The 24,001-nt window shown below is 59.5% G+C and carries 18 protein-coding genes and 4 pseudogenes; 8 read left to right on the top strand and 14 right to left on the bottom strand.

The window, feature by feature from the left end:
- The first annotated feature begins 56 nt into the window (after nucleotides 1-56).
- Complete coding sequence (locus N554_RS0130715; protein WP_029586933.1) at nucleotides 57-368, top strand: EthD family reductase; 312 nt, start codon at nucleotides 57-59, stop codon at nucleotides 366-368.
- A 167-nt stretch (nucleotides 369-535) separates the two neighbouring features.
- Nucleotides 536-846 (top strand): annotated as a pseudogene (locus N554_RS39230) (PaaI family thioesterase).
- Here the strand turns inward: N554_RS39230 and paaE are convergent.
- From paaE to N554_RS0130655, 11 genes and pseudogenes are all read right to left on the bottom strand, one after another.
- Nucleotides 847-1,926: a 1,2-phenylacetyl-CoA epoxidase subunit PaaE gene (gene paaE / locus N554_RS0130705; RefSeq protein ID WP_029586932.1), complete on the bottom strand. Its 1,080-nt coding sequence runs from the start codon at nucleotides 1,924-1,926 to the stop codon at nucleotides 847-849.
- 12 nt (nucleotides 1,927-1,938) lie between these two features.
- Nucleotides 1,939-2,442: a 1,2-phenylacetyl-CoA epoxidase subunit PaaD gene (gene paaD / locus N554_RS0130700; RefSeq protein ID WP_029586931.1), complete on the bottom strand. Its 504-nt coding sequence runs from the start codon at nucleotides 2,440-2,442 to the stop codon at nucleotides 1,939-1,941.
- The gene (gene paaC, locus N554_RS0130695) at nucleotides 2,436-3,212 is read right to left on the bottom strand and encodes a 1,2-phenylacetyl-CoA epoxidase subunit PaaC (protein WP_029586930.1); all 777 of its coding nucleotides are present in this window, start codon (nucleotides 3,210-3,212) and stop codon (nucleotides 2,436-2,438) included. The genes paaD and paaC overlap by 7 nt, the downstream gene beginning before the upstream one ends.
- Nucleotides 3,213-3,290: 78 nt before the next feature.
- Nucleotides 3,291-3,578 (bottom strand): 1,2-phenylacetyl-CoA epoxidase subunit PaaB, encoded by a 288-nt coding sequence (paaB, locus tag N554_RS0130690; RefSeq protein ID WP_029586929.1) that lies wholly within the window; start codon nucleotides 3,576-3,578, stop codon nucleotides 3,291-3,293.
- A 22-nt stretch (nucleotides 3,579-3,600) separates the two neighbouring features.
- Nucleotides 3,601-4,593, bottom strand: a complete 993-nt coding sequence (paaA, locus tag N554_RS0130685) for a 1,2-phenylacetyl-CoA epoxidase subunit PaaA (protein ID WP_029586928.1) — start codon at nucleotides 4,591-4,593, stop codon at nucleotides 3,601-3,603.
- Nucleotides 4,594-4,669: 76 nt separating this feature from the next.
- Nucleotides 4,670-5,543, bottom strand: a pseudogene (gene paaX, locus N554_RS36820) (phenylacetic acid degradation operon negative regulatory protein PaaX).
- Between the two features lie 397 nt (nucleotides 5,544-5,940).
- A complete protein-coding gene (locus N554_RS0130675) occupies nucleotides 5,941-7,275 on the bottom strand; it encodes an HlyD family type I secretion periplasmic adaptor subunit (RefSeq protein WP_029586927.1) in 1,335 nt (444 codons plus the stop codon).
- A gap of 14 nt (nucleotides 7,276-7,289) precedes the next feature.
- Entirely contained in the window at nucleotides 7,290-8,948 is a 1,659-nt protein-coding gene (locus N554_RS0130670) for a type I secretion system permease/ATPase (RefSeq protein WP_197033813.1), read from the bottom strand.
- A 269-nt stretch (nucleotides 8,949-9,217) separates the two neighbouring features.
- Nucleotides 9,218-15,661: a beta strand repeat-containing protein gene (locus tag N554_RS42515; protein ID WP_245283764.1), complete on the bottom strand. Its 6,444-nt coding sequence runs from the start codon at nucleotides 15,659-15,661 to the stop codon at nucleotides 9,218-9,220.
- A 40-nt stretch (nucleotides 15,662-15,701) separates the two neighbouring features.
- Complete coding sequence (locus N554_RS41365; protein ID WP_029586924.1) at nucleotides 15,702-15,950, bottom strand: hypothetical protein; 249 nt, start codon at nucleotides 15,948-15,950, stop codon at nucleotides 15,702-15,704.
- Nucleotides 15,943-17,499 carry a Calx-beta domain-containing protein gene (locus N554_RS0130655; RefSeq protein WP_029586923.1) on the bottom strand — a complete coding sequence of 519 codons (1,557 nt, stop codon included), beginning with the start codon at nucleotides 17,497-17,499 and terminating at the stop codon, nucleotides 15,943-15,945. The genes N554_RS41365 and N554_RS0130655 overlap by 8 nt, the downstream gene beginning before the upstream one ends.
- A gap of 270 nt (nucleotides 17,500-17,769) precedes the next feature.
- Here N554_RS0130655 and N554_RS0130650 point away from each other — a divergent pair, with 270 nt between their 5' ends.
- A complete protein-coding gene (locus N554_RS0130650) occupies nucleotides 17,770-18,315 on the top strand; it encodes a hypothetical protein (protein ID WP_156042208.1) in 546 nt (181 codons plus the stop codon).
- Between the two features lie 123 nt (nucleotides 18,316-18,438).
- Here N554_RS0130650 and N554_RS0130640 read toward each other — a convergent pair whose 3' ends face one another.
- Both N554_RS0130640 and N554_RS0130635 read right to left on the bottom strand, forming a co-directional pair.
- Nucleotides 18,439-19,185: an MIP/aquaporin family protein gene (locus N554_RS0130640; RefSeq protein WP_051677806.1), complete on the bottom strand. Its 747-nt coding sequence runs from the start codon at nucleotides 19,183-19,185 to the stop codon at nucleotides 18,439-18,441.
- 101 nt (nucleotides 19,186-19,286) lie between these two features.
- Complete coding sequence (locus tag N554_RS0130635) at nucleotides 19,287-20,750, bottom strand: catalase (protein ID WP_029586920.1); 1,464 nt, start codon at nucleotides 20,748-20,750, stop codon at nucleotides 19,287-19,289.
- A gap of 373 nt (nucleotides 20,751-21,123) precedes the next feature.
- Between N554_RS0130635 and N554_RS0130630 the strand changes: the two genes are divergently transcribed.
- From N554_RS0130630 to N554_RS39225, 3 genes and pseudogenes are all read left to right on the top strand, one after another.
- Nucleotides 21,124-22,077 (top strand): hydrogen peroxide-inducible genes activator, encoded by a 954-nt coding sequence (locus N554_RS0130630; protein ID WP_081851511.1) that lies wholly within the window; start codon nucleotides 21,124-21,126, stop codon nucleotides 22,075-22,077.
- Nucleotides 22,078-22,251: 174 nt separating this feature from the next.
- Nucleotides 22,252-22,602: a hypothetical protein gene (locus N554_RS41360; protein ID WP_197033812.1), complete on the top strand. Its 351-nt coding sequence runs from the start codon at nucleotides 22,252-22,254 to the stop codon at nucleotides 22,600-22,602.
- Between the two features lie 235 nt (nucleotides 22,603-22,837).
- Nucleotides 22,838-22,975: pseudogene (locus N554_RS39225) on the top strand (HU family DNA-binding protein); the annotation flags it as partial.
- 10 nt (nucleotides 22,976-22,985) lie between these two features.
- Here N554_RS39225 and N554_RS43265 read toward each other — a convergent pair.
- Nucleotides 22,986-23,164 (bottom strand): annotated as a pseudogene (locus N554_RS43265) (transposase); the annotation flags it as partial.
- Between N554_RS43265 and N554_RS40605 the strand changes: the two are divergent.
- Together N554_RS40605 and N554_RS43260 are read left to right on the top strand one after the other, a co-directional pair.
- Complete coding sequence (locus tag N554_RS40605; protein WP_156042207.1) at nucleotides 23,151-23,342, top strand: hypothetical protein; 192 nt, start codon at nucleotides 23,151-23,153, stop codon at nucleotides 23,340-23,342. The pseudogene N554_RS43265 and the gene N554_RS40605 sit on opposite strands and share 14 nt — an antisense overlap.
- Nucleotides 23,343-23,806: 464 nt before the next feature.
- A partial coding sequence (locus N554_RS43260) for a TetR/AcrR family transcriptional regulator (protein WP_029586916.1) occupies nucleotides 23,807-24,001 on the top strand: 195 nt, incomplete at its 3' end.

Here is a 24,001-nt window from a genome sequence, read left to right as displayed (position 1 = left end):
CGGCACCGATCAATCGGCGCCGGCCATCAAACCCGCAATCTATTCAGGAGATGACCATGATCCTCATCACGGTGATGTACCCCGCCGGGGCCGAGACGAAATTCGACCTCGATTATTATCTCGGCAAACATATCCCGCTGGTCAAGGAGCGCTGGAACCCGCACGGGCTGAGTCAGGTTCAAGTCGCTAAGGGAACCGGCAAGCCGGATGGCAGCGGCGCCGATTATCAGATGATGGCGCTGCTGACTTTCGGCTCTATCGACAATTTCAAAGCCGCGGGCAAGGCGCACGGCCGCGAGATATTCGCCGACATCCCAAACTTCACCGATACGCAAGCCACGGTTCAGATCAACGAGATACTGGCCTGAGCCCATCACAGGGCTGTTGCCGTCAGAGAGGCACTTCATGGCCCAATTCCCCGATTTCGCAGCCGCAGGACCCGCACACCGGGCCCGGCGCGCCCGATTTCGCGGCTTCACATCATTGCCCGTAACGGTTGGATAGTTGCTTCACACTGATTGCAGGATGCTCCGCGATGACGACATTCGGCGAATCCGCTGCCACCAACCTGCTACGGACCGTCTTCGCCCCATGGGTCCAGGATCTCGATCTGTCCATCGAGAGCATCGACGCCAACGGCGCTATTCTGCGTATGCGATTTTCGGATAGACTCTGACCATCCACTTTCTCAAGCCGGCGATGCGTTCCGATCTGCTTGCAGAGGCGCGTGTCGTCGGGCTCGGCCGCACCATGGCTTTCGGCAGCGTGCCAATTACGACGCAGAGCGATGCAAGACCGATCGCGTCGGCGCAAACCGCCTATGCCTTGATGCGCGACGGCAAATGATCAAACCTGATCGTAGTCGATAGTGATGCGGTCCGACACCGGATGGGCCTGACAGGTGAGCACGAAGCCCGCTTTCAGCTCCCATGGCTCCAGCGAATAATTGACATCCATCCGGGCCTCGCCCTCGATGACCTTGGCGCGGCACGTGCTGCACATTCCGCCCTTGCAGGCATAAGGCAGGTCCATGCCCGCGCGAAGCGCCGCGTCGAGGACGGATTCACCATCCACCAGCGGCACGTCCTTGCGCTTGCCATCGACGATGAGGGCTGCGATTGCCTTGGGCGGCGTCTCCGGCGCCACGATCGGCTTCGGCCGCGGCTTGCCGCCGAGGCCCGAGACGAAACGCTCAACGTGAACATGATCGGCAACCACGCCGAGCTCGATGCAGGTCGCGGCGATCTCCTCGCTCATCGCCACCGGACCGCAGATAAAGACGTGATCGACGGCCTGCGCCGGCACCATCGCGCGTAGAAGGATCGAGACCTTGTCGCTATCCAGCCTGCCGTACAGGATTGGCAGGTCCTGTTCTTCTTGCGAGAGTACGTGAAACACCGATAAACGGCCCATGAATCGGTCTTTCAGTTCCTCCAGCGCCTGCCGAAACAGAATGCCGGACGGGGTCCGATTGCCATAAAACAGAAAGAAGCAGCTCTTCGGCTCACGCGCGAGAATACCGCGGATGATCGACATGATCGGCGTGATACCGGAGCCGGCGGCAAAGCCGACATGGATGCGGGCCTGCTCCGGCGCGTGAGCGACGCCAAAACGTCCGGTCGGCGTCATGACATCCAGTTCGTCACCCGATTTGAGTTGGTCCAGCGCCCAGCTGGAGAACGCACCACCGTCGACTTTCTTCACGGCAATGCGCAGCTCGTGGTCATCGGGGCTTGAGCAGATCGAATATGATCGGCGCACCTCTTCGCCATCCATCATGGTCCGCAGTGTCAGATACTGACCGGGAGCAAACGCGTAGTCCCCTGCGAGGTCTTCAGGAATTGCAAATGTCATCGACACCGTGTCGGAGGTTTCCCGACGCAGATCATCAACCGCGAGACGATGGAATTTTGGTGTGAGAGACATCGGCCGGTCGTCCTAATGACATTTGAAATAATCGAACGGCTCACTGCACGCGATGCAGCGCCAGAGCGCCTTGCACGACGTTGAGCCAAATTCGGACAGTACTTCGGTATTGGTCGAACCACATTGCGGGCAAGCGACCTGCTGTTCGCCGAACAACGCGCGACGGCCGCCGCCGGTCTGCGGAGGTGCCACGCCATAGTCCTTGAGCTTTCGGCGACCTTCGTCGCTCATCCAGTCCGTCGTCCAGGCTGGCGATAACACCGTTCTGACCTTCGAATTCGGCATCCCCTCACGCGCGAGCGCCAACTCAATCTCCAGCGCGATCATGTTCATGGCCGGGCATCCAGAGTAGGTCGGCGTAATCGCGACCTCGACCTGTCCGTCAACTACCGAGACCTCGCGCAGCACGCCGAGATCGGCGATGGTTAGAACCGGAATTTCCGGATCTACCACCTGCGCCGCCGCGGCCCAGGCGAGTTCGCGCAACGCGCTATCGTTGGTGCCGGCTGTTACCATTTTGCGCCCGGGAACGAGCGCTGCAACGACTGCAGCTCGCTGAGAAGATGCCCCAGATGTTCACTATGATTCCCGTAGCGGCCGCCCTTCTGCATCCAACCTTTGGTGGGGCAATCCAGCGTCGCCGTCTGCAGAACTTCCTTGACGATTTCAATCCAGCCGGTGCGCAGGCTCTCCGGATCGACGACAAGCTGATCTGCGATGAGACCACGATCGCTTTCATCGGTGTAAAAAAGCTCACCTGTAAACGCCCAGAGATCGTCAACTGCGGCTTGCGCGCGCCGATGGCTCTCTGCCGTGCCGTCGCCGAGTCGGATCACCCATTCGGAGGAATGCCTGAGGTGATATGCGCTTTCCTTTTCCGATTTCGCGGCGATCGCTGCCAGCGTGGCATCCCTCGAATTCATCATGGCCTGCCAGTATAAATCGGCGAAGGCCGAGTACAGGAACTGCCGAACGATGGTGCGGGCAAAGTCGCCGTTCGGCTGTTCGACCAACAACAAATTACGGTACTGACGGACATCACGCAGATAGGCGTAGCCGTCTTCGTCGTTGCCGGCGTCTTCGACCTTAGCAGCGTAGCTATAGAGCTCGCGCGCCTGGCCTATCAGATCGAGGCCCATATTGGCGAGCGCCATGTCCTCTTCCATCATCGGCGCGTGACCGCACCACTCGGACAGACGGTGCCCCAGGATCAGCGCATCGTCGGCGCGACGCAGCGCATAGAGTACGAGAGGACTCTCGACGACCGAGATGGAAGCTGCGGCCATGGCTGGCGATCCTGTTGGCAAGCGTAGCTCTTGTTGCTAGGCGTGATGCTTGCGCGACAAAAGTCGCGCGCAGCTCACTTACATATGTCCGACTTCATCCGGCACATCGTAAAACGTCGGATGACGGTAGATCTTTGACATCGCGGGTTCGAACATCATATCTTTTTCCGCGGGATCCGAGGCGATAATCGCGTCTGAAGGAACGATCCAGATCGACAGCCCTTCGCCACGACGCGTGTAGATGTCGCGGGCGGCCTGGATCGCCAGCACCGCATCGGCGGCGTGAAGCGACCCGACATGCTTGTGTGCGAGCCCGTTGCGGCTGCGGATGAAAACTTCCCAAAGCTGGATGTTCGGCGTGCTCATGATCAGCTCCCTGAAATTCTTCTCAAGCCGCAGCGGTCGCGCGACGCGCCCGCTGCTTCTCCTCGTAAGCTACGGCGGCTTCACGCACCCACGCGCCTTCATCATGCGCCTTGCGGCGCGCGGCGAGGCGATCACGATTGCAGGGACCATTGCCTGACAGCACGTCCTGGAATTCCTTCCAGTCGATGACGCCGTAGTCCCAATGACCAGTCGCTTCGTTCCACTTCAAGTCCGCATCCGGGACCTTGAGGCCGAGGTATTCCGCCTGGGGAACGGTGGCATCGACGAACTTCTGGCGCAATTCGTCGTTGGAAAAACGCTTGATCTTCCAGCGCGTGGATTGATCGCTGTGCTGGCTCTCGCCATCAGGCGGACCAAACATCATCAGGCATTGCCACCACCAGCGATCCAGCGCGCTCTGAGCCATCGCTTTCTGTTCGATCGAGCCGTGCGACAGCGTCACCATGATCTCATAACCCTGGCGTTGATGGAACGACTCCTCCTTGCAGACGCGGATCATGGCGCGCGCATAGGGACCGTAAGAACACCGGCACAGCGGAATCTGGTTCATGATGGCGGCACCATCCACCAACCATCCGATCGCGCCGATATCAGCCCAGGTCAGCGTCGGGTAATTGAAGATGGACGAATACTTGGCCTTGCCGCTCAGCATCTGATCAATCAGCTCCTCTCGCGAGGTACCGAGTGTTTCAGCGGCTGCATACAGATAGAGACCATGCCCGCATTCGTCCTGCACCTTCGCCAGCAGAGCCGCCTTGCGGCGCAGCGTCGGCGCGCGGGTGATCCAGTTACCTTCCGGAAGCATGCCGACGATTTCGGAATGCGCATGTTGCGAGATCTGCCGCGTCAGCGTCTTGCGATAGGCCGCGGGCATCCAGTCATTGGGCTCGATACGCTCCTCGTTGGCGACACGCTCTTCGAAACGGGCGGATTTGCCAGCGTCTTCCAAATGCCGATCGTCAGCCTGCGGCGCATTTAGGGCTTGCGTATACATGCCTCTTCCTCCGGTCGGTTTTCTCAAACATATAACAAAAATATCCATATGCAAGACATTTTTGTAACATATCGAGCTACCGTTCGGCGAACCTTCTCGCGAGTTCCTTGCCGGCTGGCGGCAGTTTTCCAGCGGCGCTTTGACCATGCAGGTCCAGCCATTGTTCGGCTTCCGGGAGCAGCGCCCGATAGATGCGCCCGCAAAGCGCTCTGGCCTCTGCGGCTGGCCAGTCCGCAGGCAACAGCTCAGGCGGAAGCAGAGGATCGCGCAGCAGGACACGGCGATACTGATCGATCAAAAGAACACGCACCAGCATCGCATCCGCTGGAGGCAGGGTGTCGGAGCCCGCGACCCAGTTATCGAGCGGCGCAAACAGTTTCAGAAAAACCCGATATGAATCCGCGATACGCGGCAGCGGCCAGGATTCCCCGATCAGGCGTCGCCCCATTTCATTGTCAGCCGAGACCTCCAATCGGATCGCGCCAGCCGCCACCGAAGGCAGCGCAACGCCCGATGGCGCCACCCAAACGCCCGGCATCGGGTTTCCGAAACCTGCCTCGTTCAACGCGGCCCGTGACGCGTCGCGGTCTGCACCATTACTGATCAACACAAGTTCAAGGCGCCCCGCCCAATCCGGCGATTGCGGATTGTATACATGTGCCACGCCCGACTCGAATCGCTCGCGGCCGCTCGCGGCCAACTTGTAGAAGCTATTGCGACCGACCTTGTCGCGGTCGAGCCAACCATCGGTGGCAAGACGTGATACGGCGGTCCGCACCACGCCGCTATCGATCTGAAGCGTTTCCAGAAAGGTCATCAACGTGCCTAGCCATACCGATCCACCGCGCGGAAAGGATCGCGTCACCGTAGAAGGTGATAATCAATGATCCAGTTCGCGAATGCTCTCGCTTGAATTGACCGACAATGCGGGACAACGGATGAGGCGCCATGCATCATCAGTAAAACACGATCTACTCTTCGCCAAGTTCATATCTCGCCGGTGTAGCTTCGACGAACGACCCTGAAGCGGCTCGGCGATTGCGCCCGAAGCCCAAGACACTGAAGTTCAATAAAAGGTAGTCGGGAACGAGCTTCGACTGGCATTTCTTGCCCCCGAAATCCTTGACAGGGAAGCCATCCCGAGAAACAGGAAATCTCTCGCTGGAAACAGGAAAGTACTATGGGCATCCCTGCCAGCCGCTCAGCAAACTGCACCGCGTTGGACATAGCCAAAAAGAGCCTGGCGATTTCGTCAGGCTCGGGTATGGACGTTCAGGTGTGCAGAGACTTCGCAAGCGTATGAATATATTGCGCAGTTGGCCACAGGGCTCGACCATGTAACTTGAGTTATTCTTCGCGAAGCGCTTTGGCGAAACTGTCCTCTATCGGACGGAACAGATACCGCATCATGGTGCGCTCCGATGTTGCGATAAAAGCCTCGGCCGGCATACCCGGCGCCAGCAATGCACGATCCCGGGGCGTCAGCTTTTCAAGATCAAGACTTAGCCGGACACGGTAATACGGCTGCTGGGTCTGCCGATCAGTCAGCTTGTCAGCCGAAACGAACAGTACATGCGAAGGCACGACCGGTGTGGTCCGCTGATTAAGCGCCGCAAGACGAACATTGGCTTCGCGTCCGACATGAACTGCGTCGATATCTGTCGGTTGCAGACGCGCTTCTACGACAAGTTCTGCATTGCGGGGAAGCAGTTCCAAAACAGCCTGCCCGGGAGAAATGACGGCTCCGACGGTATTGACATTCATACGCACGACGGCGCCATCGACAGGAGCGCGTACAATGATGCGGGAGAGAATGCTCTTGTAAGCGATCACCTGCTCCATTGTATCGGCAATGCGCGTACGGGTATCCGACAGCTTGGTTCCCGCTTCGGTCCTGCGATCGTGACCAAGCTTTTCGATCTGTTGCTGGATTTCGGCGATCGTTTGCTTGGCCTTTCCGATCGAGGCTAGCAGCGCCCCGTCCTTGCCCTCCAGATCTGCGTCAGACCGCTGCATGGCAAACACGCGATCCTGACGTGCCAACCCTTTCTGGAGCAGATATTCGAGATCCTTGAGTTCTTCGCGGATCAGGGACATCTGCTTCCGGACCGCGACGCGCTGTGCGTCCGTGCCCATGATCTCCTCATGTAGCCCGCCGAGACGCTGATGCAGAATGCTGACTTCGTTACGATAGCGCAACGTTCGCAGCTCGAATTCCGATTTCTTGGATTGGATAAAGCTCTTCAATGCAGGATCGAGTGCGTCGTCGGTGAGTTCCGGCGGCAGATCGAACGTCTCGCGGCCCGACAATTCAGCCTGCAGCCGCGCTTCATCGGCACGCAGGACGACGATTGTCTTTAGCGCGCGATTCAAGTTGGCTTCCACCAAAGTCGGATCGAGCGCGATCAAAGGTTGGCCGGCGACAACAGATTCGCCGTCCTTGACCATGATCTCTTTAACGATCCCTCCTTCAAGATGTTGGATGGTCTGATTTTCGCCATTGGCGGCAACGTTCCCGCTCGCAACCACAGCGCCGGAAAGTTTCGCGGTCGACGCCCAGACCAAAAATCCGCCAAGCCCAACGCCAATAATCATCAACGCCGCAAGCACCGGCCCGCGCAGCGATGTCTTGACCCTTTTTGCCCAATCATCGTTGGCAGGCGGGATCGTGGCATTTTCCATTGACGTCGTCCTTGTCACGCGCCGACTGCGGCGCGCGGCACCATTTCACTCGCGCGCTGTCCCGGTATCAGATGCGCAAGCGCTTCCTCCCGGCTTTGAGAGGCGGCGATTTGTCCATCGCGCATAAACAATATCTGATCGACAGATTGAAGGACGCCCGAGCGCTGCGAAATCACGATAACGGTAGAGCCGGCAGCTTTGAGCTTAACGATGGTACTATTCAGCGCAGTCTCGCCTTCCGCATCAAGGTGAGAGTTCGGTTCGTCGAGAACAACAAGACGCGGCATTCTGAACACGGCGCGTGCGAGCGCTATGCGTTGTCGCTGCCCGCCGGAGAGAGGCATCCCGCCGGGACCGACCCGCGTGTCAAACCCATTGGGAAGTTTTTTCACCAGTTCAATGACGCCTGCGAGTTCAGCAGCGGCTACAACCTCATCAGGTGAAGCACGGGGATCGAGACGGGCGATATTCTGCGCAATGGTGCCGGGAAGCAGTTCGACATCTTGGGGCAGATAGCCCGTATGACGACCTCGTTCGCCAGCATCCCAGTTCTGGAAATCCGAACCGTCCAGACGAACAGTACCATGCGATGGCTTCAATGCTCCCGATGCGAGCTTGGCCATGGTCGACTTTCCTGCACCGGAAGGGCCGACGATGCAGATCGCTTCGCCCGCTTTCACCGGCAACGAGATTCCCTTGATGGTCGGCTCCGCCGCACCGGGCGGCACATAAATGACTTTCTCGAATGACAGCTGTCCCAGGGGTGCAGGCAGAGGCAGCTTGTGGCCGTCGTCCTTCACGTCGTTCAACGCTCGATTGATCTCTCGCAGGCTGATGATCGTTTGCAGTAGCCCTTTCCATCCTGCGATAAGGTTGTCGATCGGCCCCAACGCACGGGCAGAAACAAGCGATGTCGCGAAAATCATGCCGGCGGTGATTTCCTGCTTCAACACCAGATAGGCGCCGAGCCCGAGAATGCCCAATTGCACGACAAGGCGAATGAAGCGGGAAAATCCCGAAAATACTGCGTTTGCCCGGGTTGCTCTATCCTGTGCATTCAACGCATTGGCGGTGACATCGCCCCAGATGCCGATGGCATTCCCCGACATGCCCATGGCCCGCATGGCTTCTCCATTTCGCGTGAACGCCATGACGAGATGACCCGCGATCGCAGCACCGTCGCTGCTTCGTTGCTGCGGACGGCTGAGCGCCCATTGGTTCATCAGAGTAACGACGAGCAATACGCCTATGCCCAGCAGGACAAGCCCGCCCAGCATGGGGTGAATCATGAAGACAATCAGCAGAAAAAGCGGAGCGAACGGTGCATCGAGCAGGGCCGAGAAAACCGGACTGGACAGGAAGGAACGCGCCTGACCGAGATCGCGCAAAAGACTTGCAGCATCGTGCCCTTGCGCAGAACCGGCCAGCGACGCCGCCAGCAACCGCTGACCGACATCGACTTCCAGCCTGGCACCGACCCTTTGGACGACAACTTGGCGTATACCCTCGATTGCGCCCAGAACTCCCAGAATCGCGACAGCAATCAGCGTCAGATAGGCCAGCGTTGCGAAACTCGATGATGGCAATACCCGGTCATACATCTGAAGCATGTAGACCGGCAGCACCAGCGCCAGCATATTCAATACAAAGGTCAAAACGCCAATAATCAGCAATCCGGTGAAAGCCGAGCGAATGAGAGTATTTCGAAAGATCATTACTTTGATCGCCATGTACCTGAACGTCCGTGATGACGATCAACGATCTGAACGAGACACGGTGATGACGGCGGGCTGATGTCGTGAATGATGGTGGAAAATAAAATCCCTGTGCCCGCTCAGCCCTCAGCGCCACGCAAAACTGCCGTGCTATTTTTAGCCATTCAATCGGTTCATAGTCACCGGCTGCGGAGGATGCGCAGCCGGCTATAATGTCATAAGAATGCTTAAGCGACCGGGTCTTGATGGATGACGACGTGGTCGGCCAGCACACCGTTGCTCATGTTGCCGGTCAGCATCGCCATTGTGACGAACGAGTCCCCGCCGCCATCAACGTCGATCTGGATTTGCGTCGTGCCGTTGCCGAACAACGCCCGCAGGTAACCCGAGCCGACCAGATCGAAGGCATCGTCGCCAGTGAAGTTCTGGAACGTCGAGGCCGATATCACGAAACGGTTTTCGGAAGCGCCCGACATCTTGAAGTCGGTGATGGTGTCGATACCGTCGGCTATGCTGCCGAACACGAATTGATCGTTGCCAGCACCGCCGGTCAGGGTGTCGTTACCCGCATTCCCGGTAATGACGTCGTTGCCCGCACCACCCTTCAGCACGTCGTTTCCGGCACCACCGAGCAAGACATCGTTGTCGGCACCGCCGTCGAGATCGTCACAGCCGTCACCGCCATCGAGATGATCGTTCCCGGCCGCACCTTTCAAAATGTCGTTGTTCAGACCGCCGAACAGTAGGTCGTTGTCGGCGCCGCCGTCCAAGCTGTCGAGGCCTCCGCCGCCGTTAAGGATGTCATTACCCGCCCCGCCCTTCAGCGTGTCGTCGCCAGCATTACCGGTGAGCACATTGTCGAGCGAGTTGCCGGTCAGCTTGTCGGCCGCCGAACCGCCGATGACATTCTCGATGTTTTCGATCGTGTCGGTCTGATAGGTGGTGACGCCATCCTTGAGAGTCAGGTTCACCGCCAGATTCAGCGCGCTGTAATCTAGGGTATCGATGCCATCACCGCCGTCATAGCTGTCACGGCCGTCACCCGTAGCCTGCACAACGAAGGTGTCATTGTCGGCACCACCCTTGATCACGTCGTTGCCGAGACCACCCATCAGCGTGTCGTTGCCGGCATCGCCGAAGATGACGTCGTCATCGGCGCCGCCATCGACGATATCGTTGCCGGAGCCGCCGAAAATCAGGTCGTCGCCGGCTTCGCCGTAGAGGCTGTCGTTATCAGCCCCACCGTCGATACGGTCCTCGCCCAGTCCGCTGTAGATGCGGTCATTGCCAGCGCCACCGCTAAGGATGTCGTCGCCGCCGGTGTAGCCCGAGATGTACATCTGGTCGTCGCCGTCGCCCGCATCGATCACGAAACCGCTGTCAGCGGTCGAGAGCACGAGGTCATCACCGGTGCCGAGCAAGACCGTGCCTTGCACTGTGGTGCCCGCATAGAAGTACACCGTGTCGTTGCCGGCACCCATGTCGATCGCCGAACCGCCGGTCGCTATGAACGAACCCAGGCTTTGCAGGTGGTCGTTTCCGCCGCCCATCGACACACCACCGACGATCCGGCCAGTGCTGCCGTTGATGATCTCATCGTCGTAGTTTCCGACAAGGTTGATCGCCTCATTGCCGCGCAGGTCGAACTTGGCGACCTCCGCGGGCGTAAGGGTCACGCCTTCGGGACCATGGCCGTCGCCCTTGATCAGGCCGTCGTTGTTGATGAAGGTCTCGCCCAGCGCATTGCTGTTGCTGGAATTGTCGACCTGGATGGCGCGACCGTAGCCATAAATCTCAGCGTTCGCACCGTAGTTCAAGATAGTGCCACCGCCGATCGCGATGCCTTCGGACACGTTCGGCTCATCGTCATGCCTACCGTTGGCACCCATGCCGGCGATGCGACCGTAGTTCAGGATCTGCGCCAAACCGTCGACATCCACGGCGTCGCCGTCGGAGTCGAGCAGTGCGGCCGAACGGCCTTCCATGGTACCACGGTTGGTGACGAACACCTTTTCAGCTTCGGTTCCGCCATTGTCGATATTCACCGCAGAGCCGTTGCGGCCGATCATCGTGCCTTCGTTCACAACGGTAATGGCGTTGTCACCGGTCACAACATGGCGCGAGCCTTCCATCCAGCCGCCGACATGGTTGTTGACCTTGCCACCGGTACTGCTCTGGAAGTCGATCAAGTCGCCGCCGCCGACAAAGCCCGGAGCCGTGGTAATCGTGCCCCAGTTGTTAACGGTGGTGTTCTGGCCCGGACGGATCACATCGGTGTCGCTGCCGGTCTGGCGGATGACGCCGCCGGCAAGATTGTTGATCGTGGCATCCGCGCCGCCAGACACGAGGTTCTGGAAGTCGATAACACGGCCGCTGGCCTCCATGATGCCAGCGTTATTGATCGTGACAGCTGCGTCTGCTGCCGCCCGCTGCTGCGGGCTGAGTGACCCCCGAACCACGCCATCAGCGTCGTTGTTGAAGGTGAAGGAGCCGGTCGCGCCCGTTGTGGTGTTAAACACGCGGCTCGATGTTTCTATCAAACCGGAATTTTCGACGACAACGCCGCCGCCGCCAGCCCAGGTCATGGCGGTCGCGCTGATGAGCTTGCCGCCATGTTCAACAGTCAGCGTGTCGTCCTTGTTGAGAGCGATCGTGCTCGTCACCGTGGCACCATCCTCGATCGTGACCGAGGCATAGTCGCTGGCCGCAACAGACCAGGTGCCGCTCTGCACCAGGAGGTTTTCGACGTTGCTCGTCGCACCGAGAGCACCCGTTCCACTGCCAAGCAGCTTCACGGTGTCGTTGCCTTCGCCGCCATCAATCGACGCCGGAGCGCCGGTCGCGATCGCAATTTCGATCACGTCATCACCGGTGCCGCCTGCGACAGTGTCGCCAGCGCCGGCAATGATGCGGTCGTTACCCGCATCGCCTTGAAGCACGTTGACCGCGCTGCTGCCGATCAGGGTGTCGTTGCCCTGGCTTCCGGTTGCGTTTTCGAAATTGCTGACGATGTCGGTCACGTTGCCGCGCACCACCGTGCCGGCTCCGAGATCGATCGTGACCGGGCTGCCTGTGATCGAGTAGCTGATGGTATCGACGCCTTCGCCGCCATCGACAGTTGCCGCGGCCGGAGCCTGGCCGGCATAGAAGCCGTCGTTACCACCACCGAGGCTGGCGATCACTGCCGTTGCCGAACCAAGGCCCGCCGTGAACAGCGTCTGGCTTTCGTCGTTGCCCGTGACAGTCACCTGCGCAAGACCGGTCAGGTTGTCGCGGAGCACCAACCACTCATTGCCCTTCAACTCGACGTCCACCTTCTCGACATTGGTGACCGACAGCAAGGCCTCAGGCGCGCCGCCGGAGAAGTTGTCGACGGAAACCGAGAAGCCGTTGCCGGCTGCGGCGATGGTGTAGGTATTCTGCTCAGATGCCAGACGGCTGATCTTCAGCGTATCAATGTCTTCGCCGCCATCAATGATGTCAGAACCGTCTCCGACGATCGATCCGCCATTGCCCGGATTGTAGAGGAATGTGTCATTGCCGCGACCGCCGAGGGTAGTATCGTCGCCGGCCCCACCTTTGATCAGATCGTTGCCGTCCTCGCCGCTCAGCGTATCGTTGTCGGCGCCGCCGTCGATCTGGTCGTTGCCGAGACCGGCGTAGATCACGTCGTTGCCGGCGCCGCCGCCGAGGGTGTCGTTGCCGCCGGTGTAGCCCGAGATATACATCTGGTCGTCGCTGTCGCCGGCATCGATCACGAAGCCGCTGTCAGCGGTCGAGAGCAACAGATCATCACCGGTGCCGAGCAGGATCGTACCTTGCACCGTCGCGCCGGTGTACAGGTACACCGTGTCGTTGCCGGCGCCCATATCGATCGCCGAGCCGCCAGTCGCGGTGAACGAGCCCAGGCTTTGCAGATGGTCGTCTCCGCCTCCCATCGACACACCGCCGACGAACCGGCCGGTGCTGCCGTTGATGATCTCATCGGCGTAATCGCCAACAAGATTGACCGCCTCGTTGCCGCGCAGGTCGAACTGCGCTGCATCCTCGGGATCGACGCCCTCCGGACCATGACCATCGCCCTTGATCAGGCCCTCATTGTTGATGAAGGTCGTTCCCAACGCACCGCCGTTGCTGGAGTCATCGACCTGGATGGCGCGGCCGTAGCCATAGATCTCGGCGTTCGTGCCATAGTTCAAGATAGTGCCGCCACCAATCGCGATGCCTTCGGACACATTCGGCTCGCCATCGTGATAGCCGTTAGCCCCCAGGCCGGCGATGCGGCCGTAGTTCATGACATATACCAGACCGTCGACATCGATGGCATCGCCATCCGAGTCGGACAGTCCGGCTGAGCGGCCTTCCATCGTGCCGCGGTTGGTGATCTTGACCAGTTCGTTGGCGTTTGTGTCGAAGTTCACCGCCGAACCGTTGCGGCCGATCATCGTGCCTTCGTTGACAATGGTGAAGTCCTGCTTGCCGGTCACCGCATGACGGGAGCCTTCGATCAGGCCACCGGCATAGTTGTGAACCGAGCTATCGCGCCCGCTGTCGAAGTTGAGCGCGTCGCCGCCACCGACCGAACCTTGCTGAGACTTGATGACGCCCCAGTTGTTGACCACCGTGTTGTCGTCGAGGACCATCACGTCCTCTTCGCCATCACCGCCAACTTGCTCGATCACGCCCGTTGCCTGGTTGTTGATGACGACATGAGCGCCGTCTTTCACAAGTTCCTTGAGCTCGAAAATGCGCTCGGAATATTCCATCCGGCCGGCATTGTTAAAAGTGATCACCGATTCCGGCCGCACTTCCTGACGCGGACTGAACGAGCCGCGCACGATGCCGCCTTCAAGGTTATTGAAGGTGAAGTCGCCGCTCTGACCTCCCTGCGTATTGAAAACACGGAAGTCCGATTCGATCAGCCCGGCATTGTCGACCACGACGTTGCTGTTTTCGCCGAAGCCTTCCCAGGAGATGGCATTGTCCGTAACGTCGAGCTTGCCGCCGGCCTCGACAACCAGGTGATCGGTATTGTCGAGAATGATGCCGGACGTCACTGTCGCACCGTCCTCAATCGTGATGTCGGAGTAAACGCTACTGTTCAGGACCGACCAAGTGCCTTCGGCGACCACCAGCTTTTCAAAGCTTGAGAGACCTGTGCTGTTGAAGCTGCCGACGGTCGTCGGAGTCGTTCCGACCAGCTTGACGGTGTCAGCGCCTTCGCCGCCGTTCACCGCACCCGTGATGCTGGAGCCGGTGTGAATGCTCAGCGTGTCGTCGCCGGCGCCCAGATCGACGCTGCCGTTGATCATGCCCTTGTTGGCAACTGAGTCATCTTGATCGCCAACAAGCGCGATGGCCTGACCCGAAAGGCTCTGGATCATACCTTCGTTGACGATGTCGGCGCCGGCAACGGCGGACGCTCCCGAGACGATGGTCGCACCCATGGCCAGGATCGTGCCGCCGGCCTTGTTGTGGATCGTGCCGCCATTGGTGACGATCGCCTTCGCAAAGCTCGCGCCCTGCATGCCGAGCGCCTGGATCAGACCGGCATTCTCGATATCGGCAGCACCTTCCGCCACCACTGCATCGCTGCCATTGGTGACCAGCACAATGCCACCCATGGCAACATTCATCTCGCCCTGATCGGCAAGCTTGACCTGCGACGTTACCGTCGCGCCAGGCGCAATATTCACGGCGTCATACGCATCGCTCTGCAGCGTCCACATACCGCTTTGAACATCGAGCTTTTCGAAGTTCGCATTGGCACCGAGCGAACCGAAACCGGCGCCCATCAGCTTGAGGGTGTCGTTGCCCGCGCCGCCATCGATCAGGCCGGTGACATTCGAGCCGACATGGAATTCGAACGTGTCGTTGCCATCGCCAAGGTTTGCTGCCGAACCGCCGGTCGCGGTCATCGTACCCTTGTTGACGAGGAGGTCGTTGCCCCGACCCATCGACACACCACCGATGATGGTACCGGTGTTGGTCAGGGAATCGTTCAAGTCGTTGATCAGATTGATCGCTTCATTGCCGCGCAGGTCGAAGCCGGCCAAATCGTCCGGATCGACGCCTTCCGGCTGGTGCCCGTCACCGCGGATCAGTCCCGCATTGATGATGGTGGTCGCAGCCCAGGCGTTTCCGTTGCTGGAATTGTCGACCTGAATGCCGCGGCCGTAGCCGTAGATCTCACCACCGGCATGATTGCGGATCGTGCCGCCGCCGATCGCAAGGCCTTCGGAGACGTTCGGCTCGCCGTTGTGATAGCCCTCATGGCCCATGCCGCCGATGAAACCGTAATTGTCCAGGGTCAGCAGAGAATCGACGTCGATGGCGTCGCCATCGCTGTCGGTGAGATCGGCCGAACGACCCTCCATCCGTCCGCGATTGACAACGGTAACCACCTCCGTTCCGGAGGTGTCCATGTTTACCGCCGAACCATTGCGGCCGATCATGGTGCCTTCGTTGTAGACGGTGATGGCGCGCTCGCCGGTGACGGCATGGCGCGAGCCTTCGATATGACCGGTGGCATAGTTGTTGACCACACCATCGAGCTTCTCGTCAAAGTCCATCACATCGCCGCCGCCGACGTGTCCTTCCTCCATCATTATCAGGCCGGAATTGTTGACGACGATCGCGCCGCCGACACGCTTGGTGTCAAGATACAGCATGACCGAATCGCCACCGCCGGTCTGCTGAATGATGCCGCCTTCAAGATTGTTGATGAAGGACCGACGCGCCGTTGTCGGCGGCGTTGGCAAAGGCGATGACCGAGCCACGCGCTTCGATCGTGCCGGCATTGTTGAGCGTGACCGAAGATCCCATGTACAACTTCCCAGTGCTGACCGTCCCTTCGATTTTGCCGCCTTCAAGGTTGTTGATGGTGAGGGAACCGCTCGCATCAGAGGTGCTGTGGATCGCTGTTCCGTCGGCTTTGATCAGCCCGGCATTCTCAACCACGAGATGGCTGTTCGCGCCGCTCCACTGCAGCGCAATCTGGTTGCCGGGGACATCGAGCTTGCCCCGCTTCCACCGTGAACTGACCGCCGCCCGCCACGGTAATTGGAGTCTCAACGATCTCGCCAGCGCCAATGACGTTGCCGGTGAAGGCAGGGTCGTCATTCGTGATCGTCACGGTTGCGGATGCGTATCCACCGTTACCGATGATCGCGCCGACCGGTTCGTTGCCGACGGATGTGATTTGCAGACGGAGTTGCTCGGTCAGCTCGGCGCGGACGTCGCCGTTGATCGTAAGCGTAAACGTTGCCGAGCTTTGGCCATCCGGGATCGTCCCGGTGAAGGGGAAAACGCCGCCGAAATCATCGCCATTGGCGGTGCTGCCGCCCGCCGGAGCGACGACTGTAAAGGTCGTTTCGCCCAGCGTTCCGCCCGTCCGCTCGACGGTGAAGGTCAACGTCAATTCGCCGGCATTGCCTTCGGTCATCTGAAGATTCTGGGACGCTGCCGCAAAATTTACGGTTTGGGGCTGATCGGTATTGGTGATCGTCGCATGCGCGGTATCGCTTCCGCCGACGACGACCTCGTGGCCGGGATTCGATCCACCCTCAAGAACGATGTCGAATGTCTCGTTGCTCTCATAGCGAATGTCCCCGGAGACCGTGATCGTCACAACGGCAGATGTCGCGCCGGCCGCGATCATGCCGGAGAAGGTCGGCAGCGTGCCGCCGAAGTCAGCGGCGTCAATGCCGGCACCGGCAAGCAGCGAGCCGGAAAAGTCGATCGCACCTTCGGTCGAACCCGAGCGCACGACTGTGAAAGTCAGGATGGTGCTCTCGCCGGCCTGCCCCTCCGTGACCGAGACACGAACCGAATCGGGCGCAAAGCCGATGGTCTGCACCGTCGGATCAACGGTGAGTGGATCGGTCGGCAGCGGCAGGTCGGGATGCGTGCCGTCGTTGCCGGCATCGGGATAGGCGCGCTGGCCGGTCCAGTTGTCAGACTGGTGTAGCGCCGCCAGATAATCGGCGAAGGAACTGAAGCCGGAGGTCGGACCGTCATAGACGGAGATCATTGGATAGAAGATCCCCTCGACAGTGTTATTCAAAGAGACCGCGTTCACGCCTTCGACGAGGCTGGTATTGGTCAACTCGCTGCCGGTCAGGTTTCCGGTGGCGAAAGCCGTTAGGAACGTCGGATTCGCCGCGTCGCCGGTATAGGCATAAAGAGTTTCGCCCGCGAACTGATATTGCTGGACAGGCTGGGTGCCGAAATAAGCTACCGTGCCGAGATTGCTGGCCGGGTGCGCCGTGCCGCCAAAATTGCCGGGGATCAGGTCGTTGAGTGTGACGATGGTGCCGGCAGCAACGTCGCTGGTCGCCGTCCAGGTCCAAGTGGCTTCGTTCGTCGTGAACGCCGAGCCATTCCAATTGTTGTCGGTGAAGGCAATTGTCGTCCCGGCGGTGATGCCTTCCAACGCGACAAAATTGAATTGCGACACTGTGTTCGGCAGGACGTTGAAGCCAGTGAAGGCGATGGAACCGGGACCCATGGAAATTCTCCTAAAAAAAGAGCACAGAAAGCTGTTCGCGAAAACTCATGTTTTCGCGTCGATGAATTGAATGGCGTGAGGCAGGCGGCGAGCTAGAGAGGCGAGTTGATCTTCCTGTCGGGGATGGCTGGACAAACCAAACGTTCGCCGAAAACAGGGGTGCCTCCGACTTAGGCGACCTAAGCAGGTGAACTTAACAAAAATTTAACTTCCCTGTGACGACCACAATTGGATCGCCGGTTGCACGTTAGATTGCGTGTTCTGTCTTCAATGGATACGTCCAGATCAAAAGCTGAAACTCGCTGCGCGACATCGCTCGCCCGTTGTGAACGTGCGCATTCCATAGATACTGCCGCGCGAGGTACCGCCGAAAACTTCCACGAATTGCCGTCCGACCCGGGCCACGCAGTGCAGATCGAACCCCGGTCTCCTATCGAAGTCTCCCCAAAACGGGAATATTTCGAATATCAGCCGGAGACTATCGATGAATTCGCGCTAAGATTGTTTGAATTTGGCATCCAGTTGCTGGACTGTCTGGCTGGCGACGCAGTGCTGATCGCACCCGTCTCCAGGCTAAATTCCCTGCAAACAGGGAATTTTACAGGGAATTTTGTGATTTTGGTCTCTCAGACGCCAATTTCGTTGCACGAAACCACTGTGCTGCATGGATTTTTCGAACAATTCCCTACTCAAGCTAACAGGGAAAATATTTCGATGAACAGGGAATCTTTAGCCGTTAACAGGGAGATTTCATCTGCAAAATGCAAGGTGCGTACGGATCGCGCGCGTCGACCGATTACCTCGCTACGCGAGTAGCAGGCTTGGCTGACCGGCCAACCCTGCTACTCCGAGTTCGCGTCACGACTGCTGACCGCGCCGCTGCCGATCGGCAGCAGCGCCATTTCGCTCTGAGCTTGAAGCATGAGTCGCGAATGGGACTCATTCAGCGGGCGTCTGGGCGGCGCTGCCAGGCCCGGCCGACGCCGTCCCCTCTTGGGCGAGGTGAGCGAGGCCCGTGTGCAAGAGGGCAGCGACGATGGCGCCAACGAGCGGGGCTATCACGTACAGCCAGGCATCGTTGAAATTGCCGGTCGCGACCATCGGGCCAAGCGCCCGCGCGGGATTGAATGGTGCGCCCGTGAGGGCCCCACCCATGATGATGTTGAGGGTCAGCGTCATTCCGATCGCAAGCGGGGCGAGATTGCCCGCGCGGCCCGCAACCGCAGTGCTGAGTACGACCGTCACCAGGAAAAAGGCGAGCACGGCCTCGATCATGAAGCCGGCAGCAGGCGTGATCGTGAGGGTCGTCGCGCCGAGAGCGAGGTTGTGCGCGAGCGCAGGCGTGCCGAGGCCGGTTTCCGCGCCTCCCAGTACGACCCGCAAGAAGAGCGCGCCAGCGACACCGCCAATGAGCTGACTGATGATATAGCCGACCGCGTCGCCGGCGCGCATCGCGCCGGCGGCGAGCACGCCGACCGTGACGGCGGGGTTCATATGCCCGCCCGACACGGGGCCGTAGGCAAAGGCGAAGGCCATGATGGCCAAGCCATGGGCGAAGGCAACCGCGGCGATGCCGGGCAGGCCGACACCGTCGCCGACCACGGCCGCGGCGCCGGCGCCGATGAACACGAACGAGAAGGTGCCGATGAACTCCGCAAGGAGCTTGGGTGCAATCCGGTTAGACATTGTTGATCTCCAGAGACGAGCGTGCGCCGCTCGCATTGAATTGTTTAGGGGTAGCCGGCGGCGCGGGAGGAGCGGCCGCCGGTCGCCGAAGCGAGCGGCGGTTACTCCGCGGCGATCATCTGCGGCGTGAAATTGATGCCCATCGCCTTGGCGACGCCAGTGCCGTATTCGGGATCGGCCCTGTAGCAGTGGACGATCTGCCGTTTGACGATCTCGACCGGCACACCTTCCATCGCTGCCTTGTAGTTATGGAAGAGCTGCTGCTTATGGTGGGCCGTCATTAGCCGGAACAAGTCGCCCGGCTGACGATAGTCGTCGTTGCCGTCGCGGTGATTGTAGCGGTCGGCATCGCCCGAGATTTTCAGCGGCGGCTCGCGGAAGCGTTCGTCCTGCACGGGGCCGTTGAACGAGTTCGGCTCGTAATAGGCATCAGGATTCGGGTTGCCTGCGAGCCGCATGGCACCATCGGCGTTGTAAGTGTGCACGGGGCAGCGCGGCTTGTTGACAGGAAGCTGATCAGCATTGACGCCTACGCGGTAGCGGTGCGCATCGGCGTAGGCGAAGATGCGCGCCTGCAGCATCTTGTCTGGCGAATGGCTGATGCCGGGCACAATGTTTGCGGGCGAGAGCGCGGCCTGCTCGACTTCGGCGAAATAATTCTCCGGATTGCGGTTGAGCTCGAGCACGCCGACCTCAATCAGCGGGTAATCCTTGTGCGGCCATACTTTCGTAAGGTCGAAGGGGTTGTACCAGTGCTTGCCGACATCGCTCTCCGGCATGATCTGCACCGAGAACTTCCACTTCGGGAAATCGCCGCGCTCGATCGACTCGAACAGGTCACGCTGGTGGGTCTCGCGGTCATGCGCGACCTTCTCGGCGGCTTCGGCATTGGTCCAGTTCTTGATACCCTGCATGGTTTTGAAGTGGAATTTTACCCAGTGCCGCTCGTTGTTGGCGTTGATGAACGAGTAGGTATGCGAGCCGAAGCCGTCGATATTGCGATAGCTCTGCGGCAGGCCGCGGTCTGACATTAGAATGGTGACCTGGTGCAGGCTCTCTGGCGACAGCGACCAGAAATCCCACATCGCGGTCGGCGACCGCATGTTGGTTCTCGGGTGCCGCTTCTGGGTGTGGATGAAGTCAGGGAACTTCAGCGCGTCGCGCACGAAGAATATCGGCGTGTTGTTGCCGACCATGTCCCAGTTGCCTTCTTCGGTATAGAAGCGTAGCGCGAAGCCGCGGACGTCGCGCTCGGCATCGGCGGCCCCGCGCTCACCGGCGACCGTCGAAAAGCGCAGGAAAGCTTCGGTCTTTTTGCCCTTCTGCAACACCTTAGCCTTTGTGTATTTCATGATGTCATGAGTTATGGTCAGCGTGCCATACGCGCCTGAGCCCTTGGCGTGCTGGCCGCGTTCGGGAATGCGCTCGCGGTTCTGGTGGGCAAGCTTCTCGAACAAAAAGAAATCTTGCATCAGCACCGGGCCGCGCGGGCCCGCCGTGATGCTGTTCTGGTTGTCGGCAACCGGCATGCCGGTGATGGTGGTGAGGGTGGGGCGTTTGGCCATGAAGTGTCATTCCTGTTCACGAGTAATCGAGATCCCGGCAACACGATGACCGCACTGCCTGCAAGATTGGTCTTTCGTGTCGTTTTCGATGTAGGAAGAAAACGAGCACCATGCTCATCACGCTTGAGTGTTGGGCGACACTGCGGCCTCCACACCGTCGGCCCTCACCGCGAACTGACTCGATGGCGGATGCGAAATGTTGGCGGTAGTTCATGGTGCTTCACCGAATGGTGAGATGTTCGCAAGCGATCGATTATGTGCAACCGACCATGGAAAGTTCATCTACCGGCTCATATCTCCTGTCTGCGGAAGGTCCGCCATTCCTGGCCATTGGTCCAATGGATAAAAACGCACAGCTTCATTGGACATCCCGATGGTGATCCTGCCCAGTCTTCAACAACTCCGCTTTCTGTGCGCGCTGGCCGAGCAATGCCATTTCGGCCGTGCTGCGGAAAGTTGCGCGGTCACGCAATCGACGCTGAGCGGAGGGATCAAGGAGCTCGAGGCACGGCTGGGCGTCACGCTGTTTGAGCGCAGCCATCGCCACGTGATGCTGACGCCCTTGGGGAAAGAGATCGCGACGCGCGCCCGGCGCCTGCTGGTCGACGCCGAGGAACTGGTCGGGTTGGCTCGCAACGCGCAGGAGCCATTGTCCGGGCCGCTGCGGTTCGGGATAATCCCGACAGTCGGGCCCTATGTCCTGCCCTCGCTGCTGTCGCATCTGGGCACTGCGCAGCCGAAGCTCAAGCTGTACGTGCGGGAGGCTCCGAGTCCAGTCTTGCTGGACAAGCTCGCTGGAGGAGAGCTCGACATTTTGCTGGTGGCCATTCCCTACGAACTTGGTGATGTCGAGGCGATGGAAATCACGGAAGATCCAATCGTCGTAGCGATGCCGAGCAACCATCCTCTTCGCCATCACAAAGTGGTAAACCGTCATGACTTGGCGCGTGAGCAACTGCTGCTGATCGAGGACGGGCATTGCCTGCGCAGCCATTCGCTGCAGGCATGTCGGATCGTGGATCCGGTTCGCAATGAAATCTTCCAGGCGACTAGCCTGCGAACGCTTGTCCAGATGGTGGCCGCAGGACTTGGCATTACACTAATGCCCCAGATCGCGGTGGATTCGGAGCTCGCTTCAACTCGCAATGTTGTGATTCGCCCGCTCTTTCCAGACAAGCCGTTCCGCACCCTGGTCCTGGCCTGGCGGCCGACAACTTCGCGCGGCGCCGAATTCAGGATGCTCGGAAATCTTATCCGAGTGTGTCTGACCGGTACCAAGAGAGCCTTTGCGCCCGACCATGACATTGAAGCACTGGCAGCGCGCTGAGCAGCGTGCCAGGTCGGCATCCATTGTGGCGATGCCTGTGTGCTAACCGGGCGCAATCGGCTGCTCCGATTAATGCCTTCGAAATTTCCCGTTAGCGATTGGGAGCCGGGCGACCATATGAGGCCTGGGCGAGAAATGATCACTAATGGCTCTGGCCATTGAAAGGAAAGTGTCATGACTGGACGAAGAACGATGATGGTATTGGCTACCGCCTTGTTGGCCGGGTCACTGCTTGCGACGGGTGCGCAGGCTCACGGTGGCGGAGGCGGTGGTGGTGGCGGCGGCGGCGGCGGGGGAGGACACGGGGGCGGTGGCGGCTTCAGCGCAGGTTCTATGGGTGGCTTCGGCGGAGGTCATGTTGGTGGCTTTGGCGGAGGTCACATGGCTGGCTTCGGCGGAGCTCGCACGGCGGGCATGGGCCGAGATCACTATGGCAATGGAAGACGTGGTTTCGGCGGCTATTACGACTACGGCAGCTGTCCGTATTACACGTCATACGACTTGCCCTACACCTGCACCTACTGAGTGGTGATCCTATTCGGAAGTTGCGGGCGCGACTTTCGAAATCTTAAGGGGCTCACCTGGAGAACTGGCGAACCGCGAAACCCTAGCTCTCTCAGGTGAGCCACCACCTCAACTCACACCCCATCATTCCCGCCGACGTTCAACAACCAAGGGCCGATCAATGGTACTTACGCCGTGCGCAGGGTGATCGGCGATTCTGAAACTGAAAGGAAACAGAGCTATGACAAGAAAAATCAAAAAAGGTCAGCGTATCGGCCGCAATCCGAAGACCGGCACCGAGATGCCGAATTCTCCGCGTCGCGTAATCGTGTTCACGCCGTCCGCTCTTCTGAAGCAACGTATCAATGGCCACAGCCGCGGTGGCGTTGCGTGATAAGCATGGCATCACCACACTTCGAGATGCGACCACTCCAGTCGATCTCGCCTGAAGCGTACCGTCTGCTCGTTAATCCGACATACCCACACTTCTCGATCGCGCGAACCGTGCCGGATCGTCAATCGCTGCCTTGAATGCAAGCGCGGTAATCGAGCCCACCCCAGGTATGGTCATGAACCGCTGGGACCTGCGCATCACGACGAGCCAACTTCATAACCTTGCGGTCGAGGTCGCTGACCTGCTGCTCGACGGCATTGCGGGCTTCGAGCAGCGGCCTGATCGCAGCCACCAACTCAGGACGGCCCTCGATCAACTCCTCGGCTCGCACGGCGAAGACATTGAACGTGGCGCGGCCGATCACTAGACCGAGGTTCTTGAGAAGGCCACGGACATGGTTCTCAAGATCGACGCGGCGATTGAACCTATGCCAGACACCGAGCAGCGTTTGACCGGGCCCCTCCTACCCCTCCTGAATGTCCCATTCCAGCCGAGCCTCCGCCGCGCCCAAATGAAGAGGCAGGCAAGGCCAAGAGCACGAAGAGGACGGCGACTTTTACCGAGGTGTTTGACATGGGGGAGCTCCACTAGGATTCACTAGAACGCCCCGTGAAGCTTGTGTAGGTCCGCCAATCCGCCGACACTACTAAATTGAATTTTAGTTTTCGGTGCGGGAACGAAGAGTTTACTGCGTAAGAGAAGCCGTGACCGGCTTGCGGTGGAACGGTTGCGACGGTACCGCAGTTTGTAAAAGCGCTCCCAAGCGATCCTACTGCTTGCTTGTGGCTTTCAAGATCGAAACACCAGCTTGTCGCGCGAGAGAGAGGTTCGATGTCGTATCCTGCTGACCACCGCCGCCTAACCAAACAGAAAATTGTTCGGAGCGCCTGGCGACTCTTCAATCGCCGTGGGTTCGATACTGTGTCAATCGACGACGTTATGGCTGATGCCGGGCTCACCCGGGGAAGTTTCTATAGTTACTTTGAGAGCAAGGGTGATCTTTACGCCGAAGCGGTCACCCAAATT

Origin of the sequence: Bradyrhizobium sp. URHD0069 (genome assembly GCF_000701345.1) — a bacterium.
GTDB lineage: Bacteria > Pseudomonadota > Alphaproteobacteria > Rhizobiales > Xanthobacteraceae > Bradyrhizobium.
The sequence above is the reverse complement of the archived record's forward strand: the minus strand, read 5'-3'. Positions and strand labels throughout refer to the sequence as shown.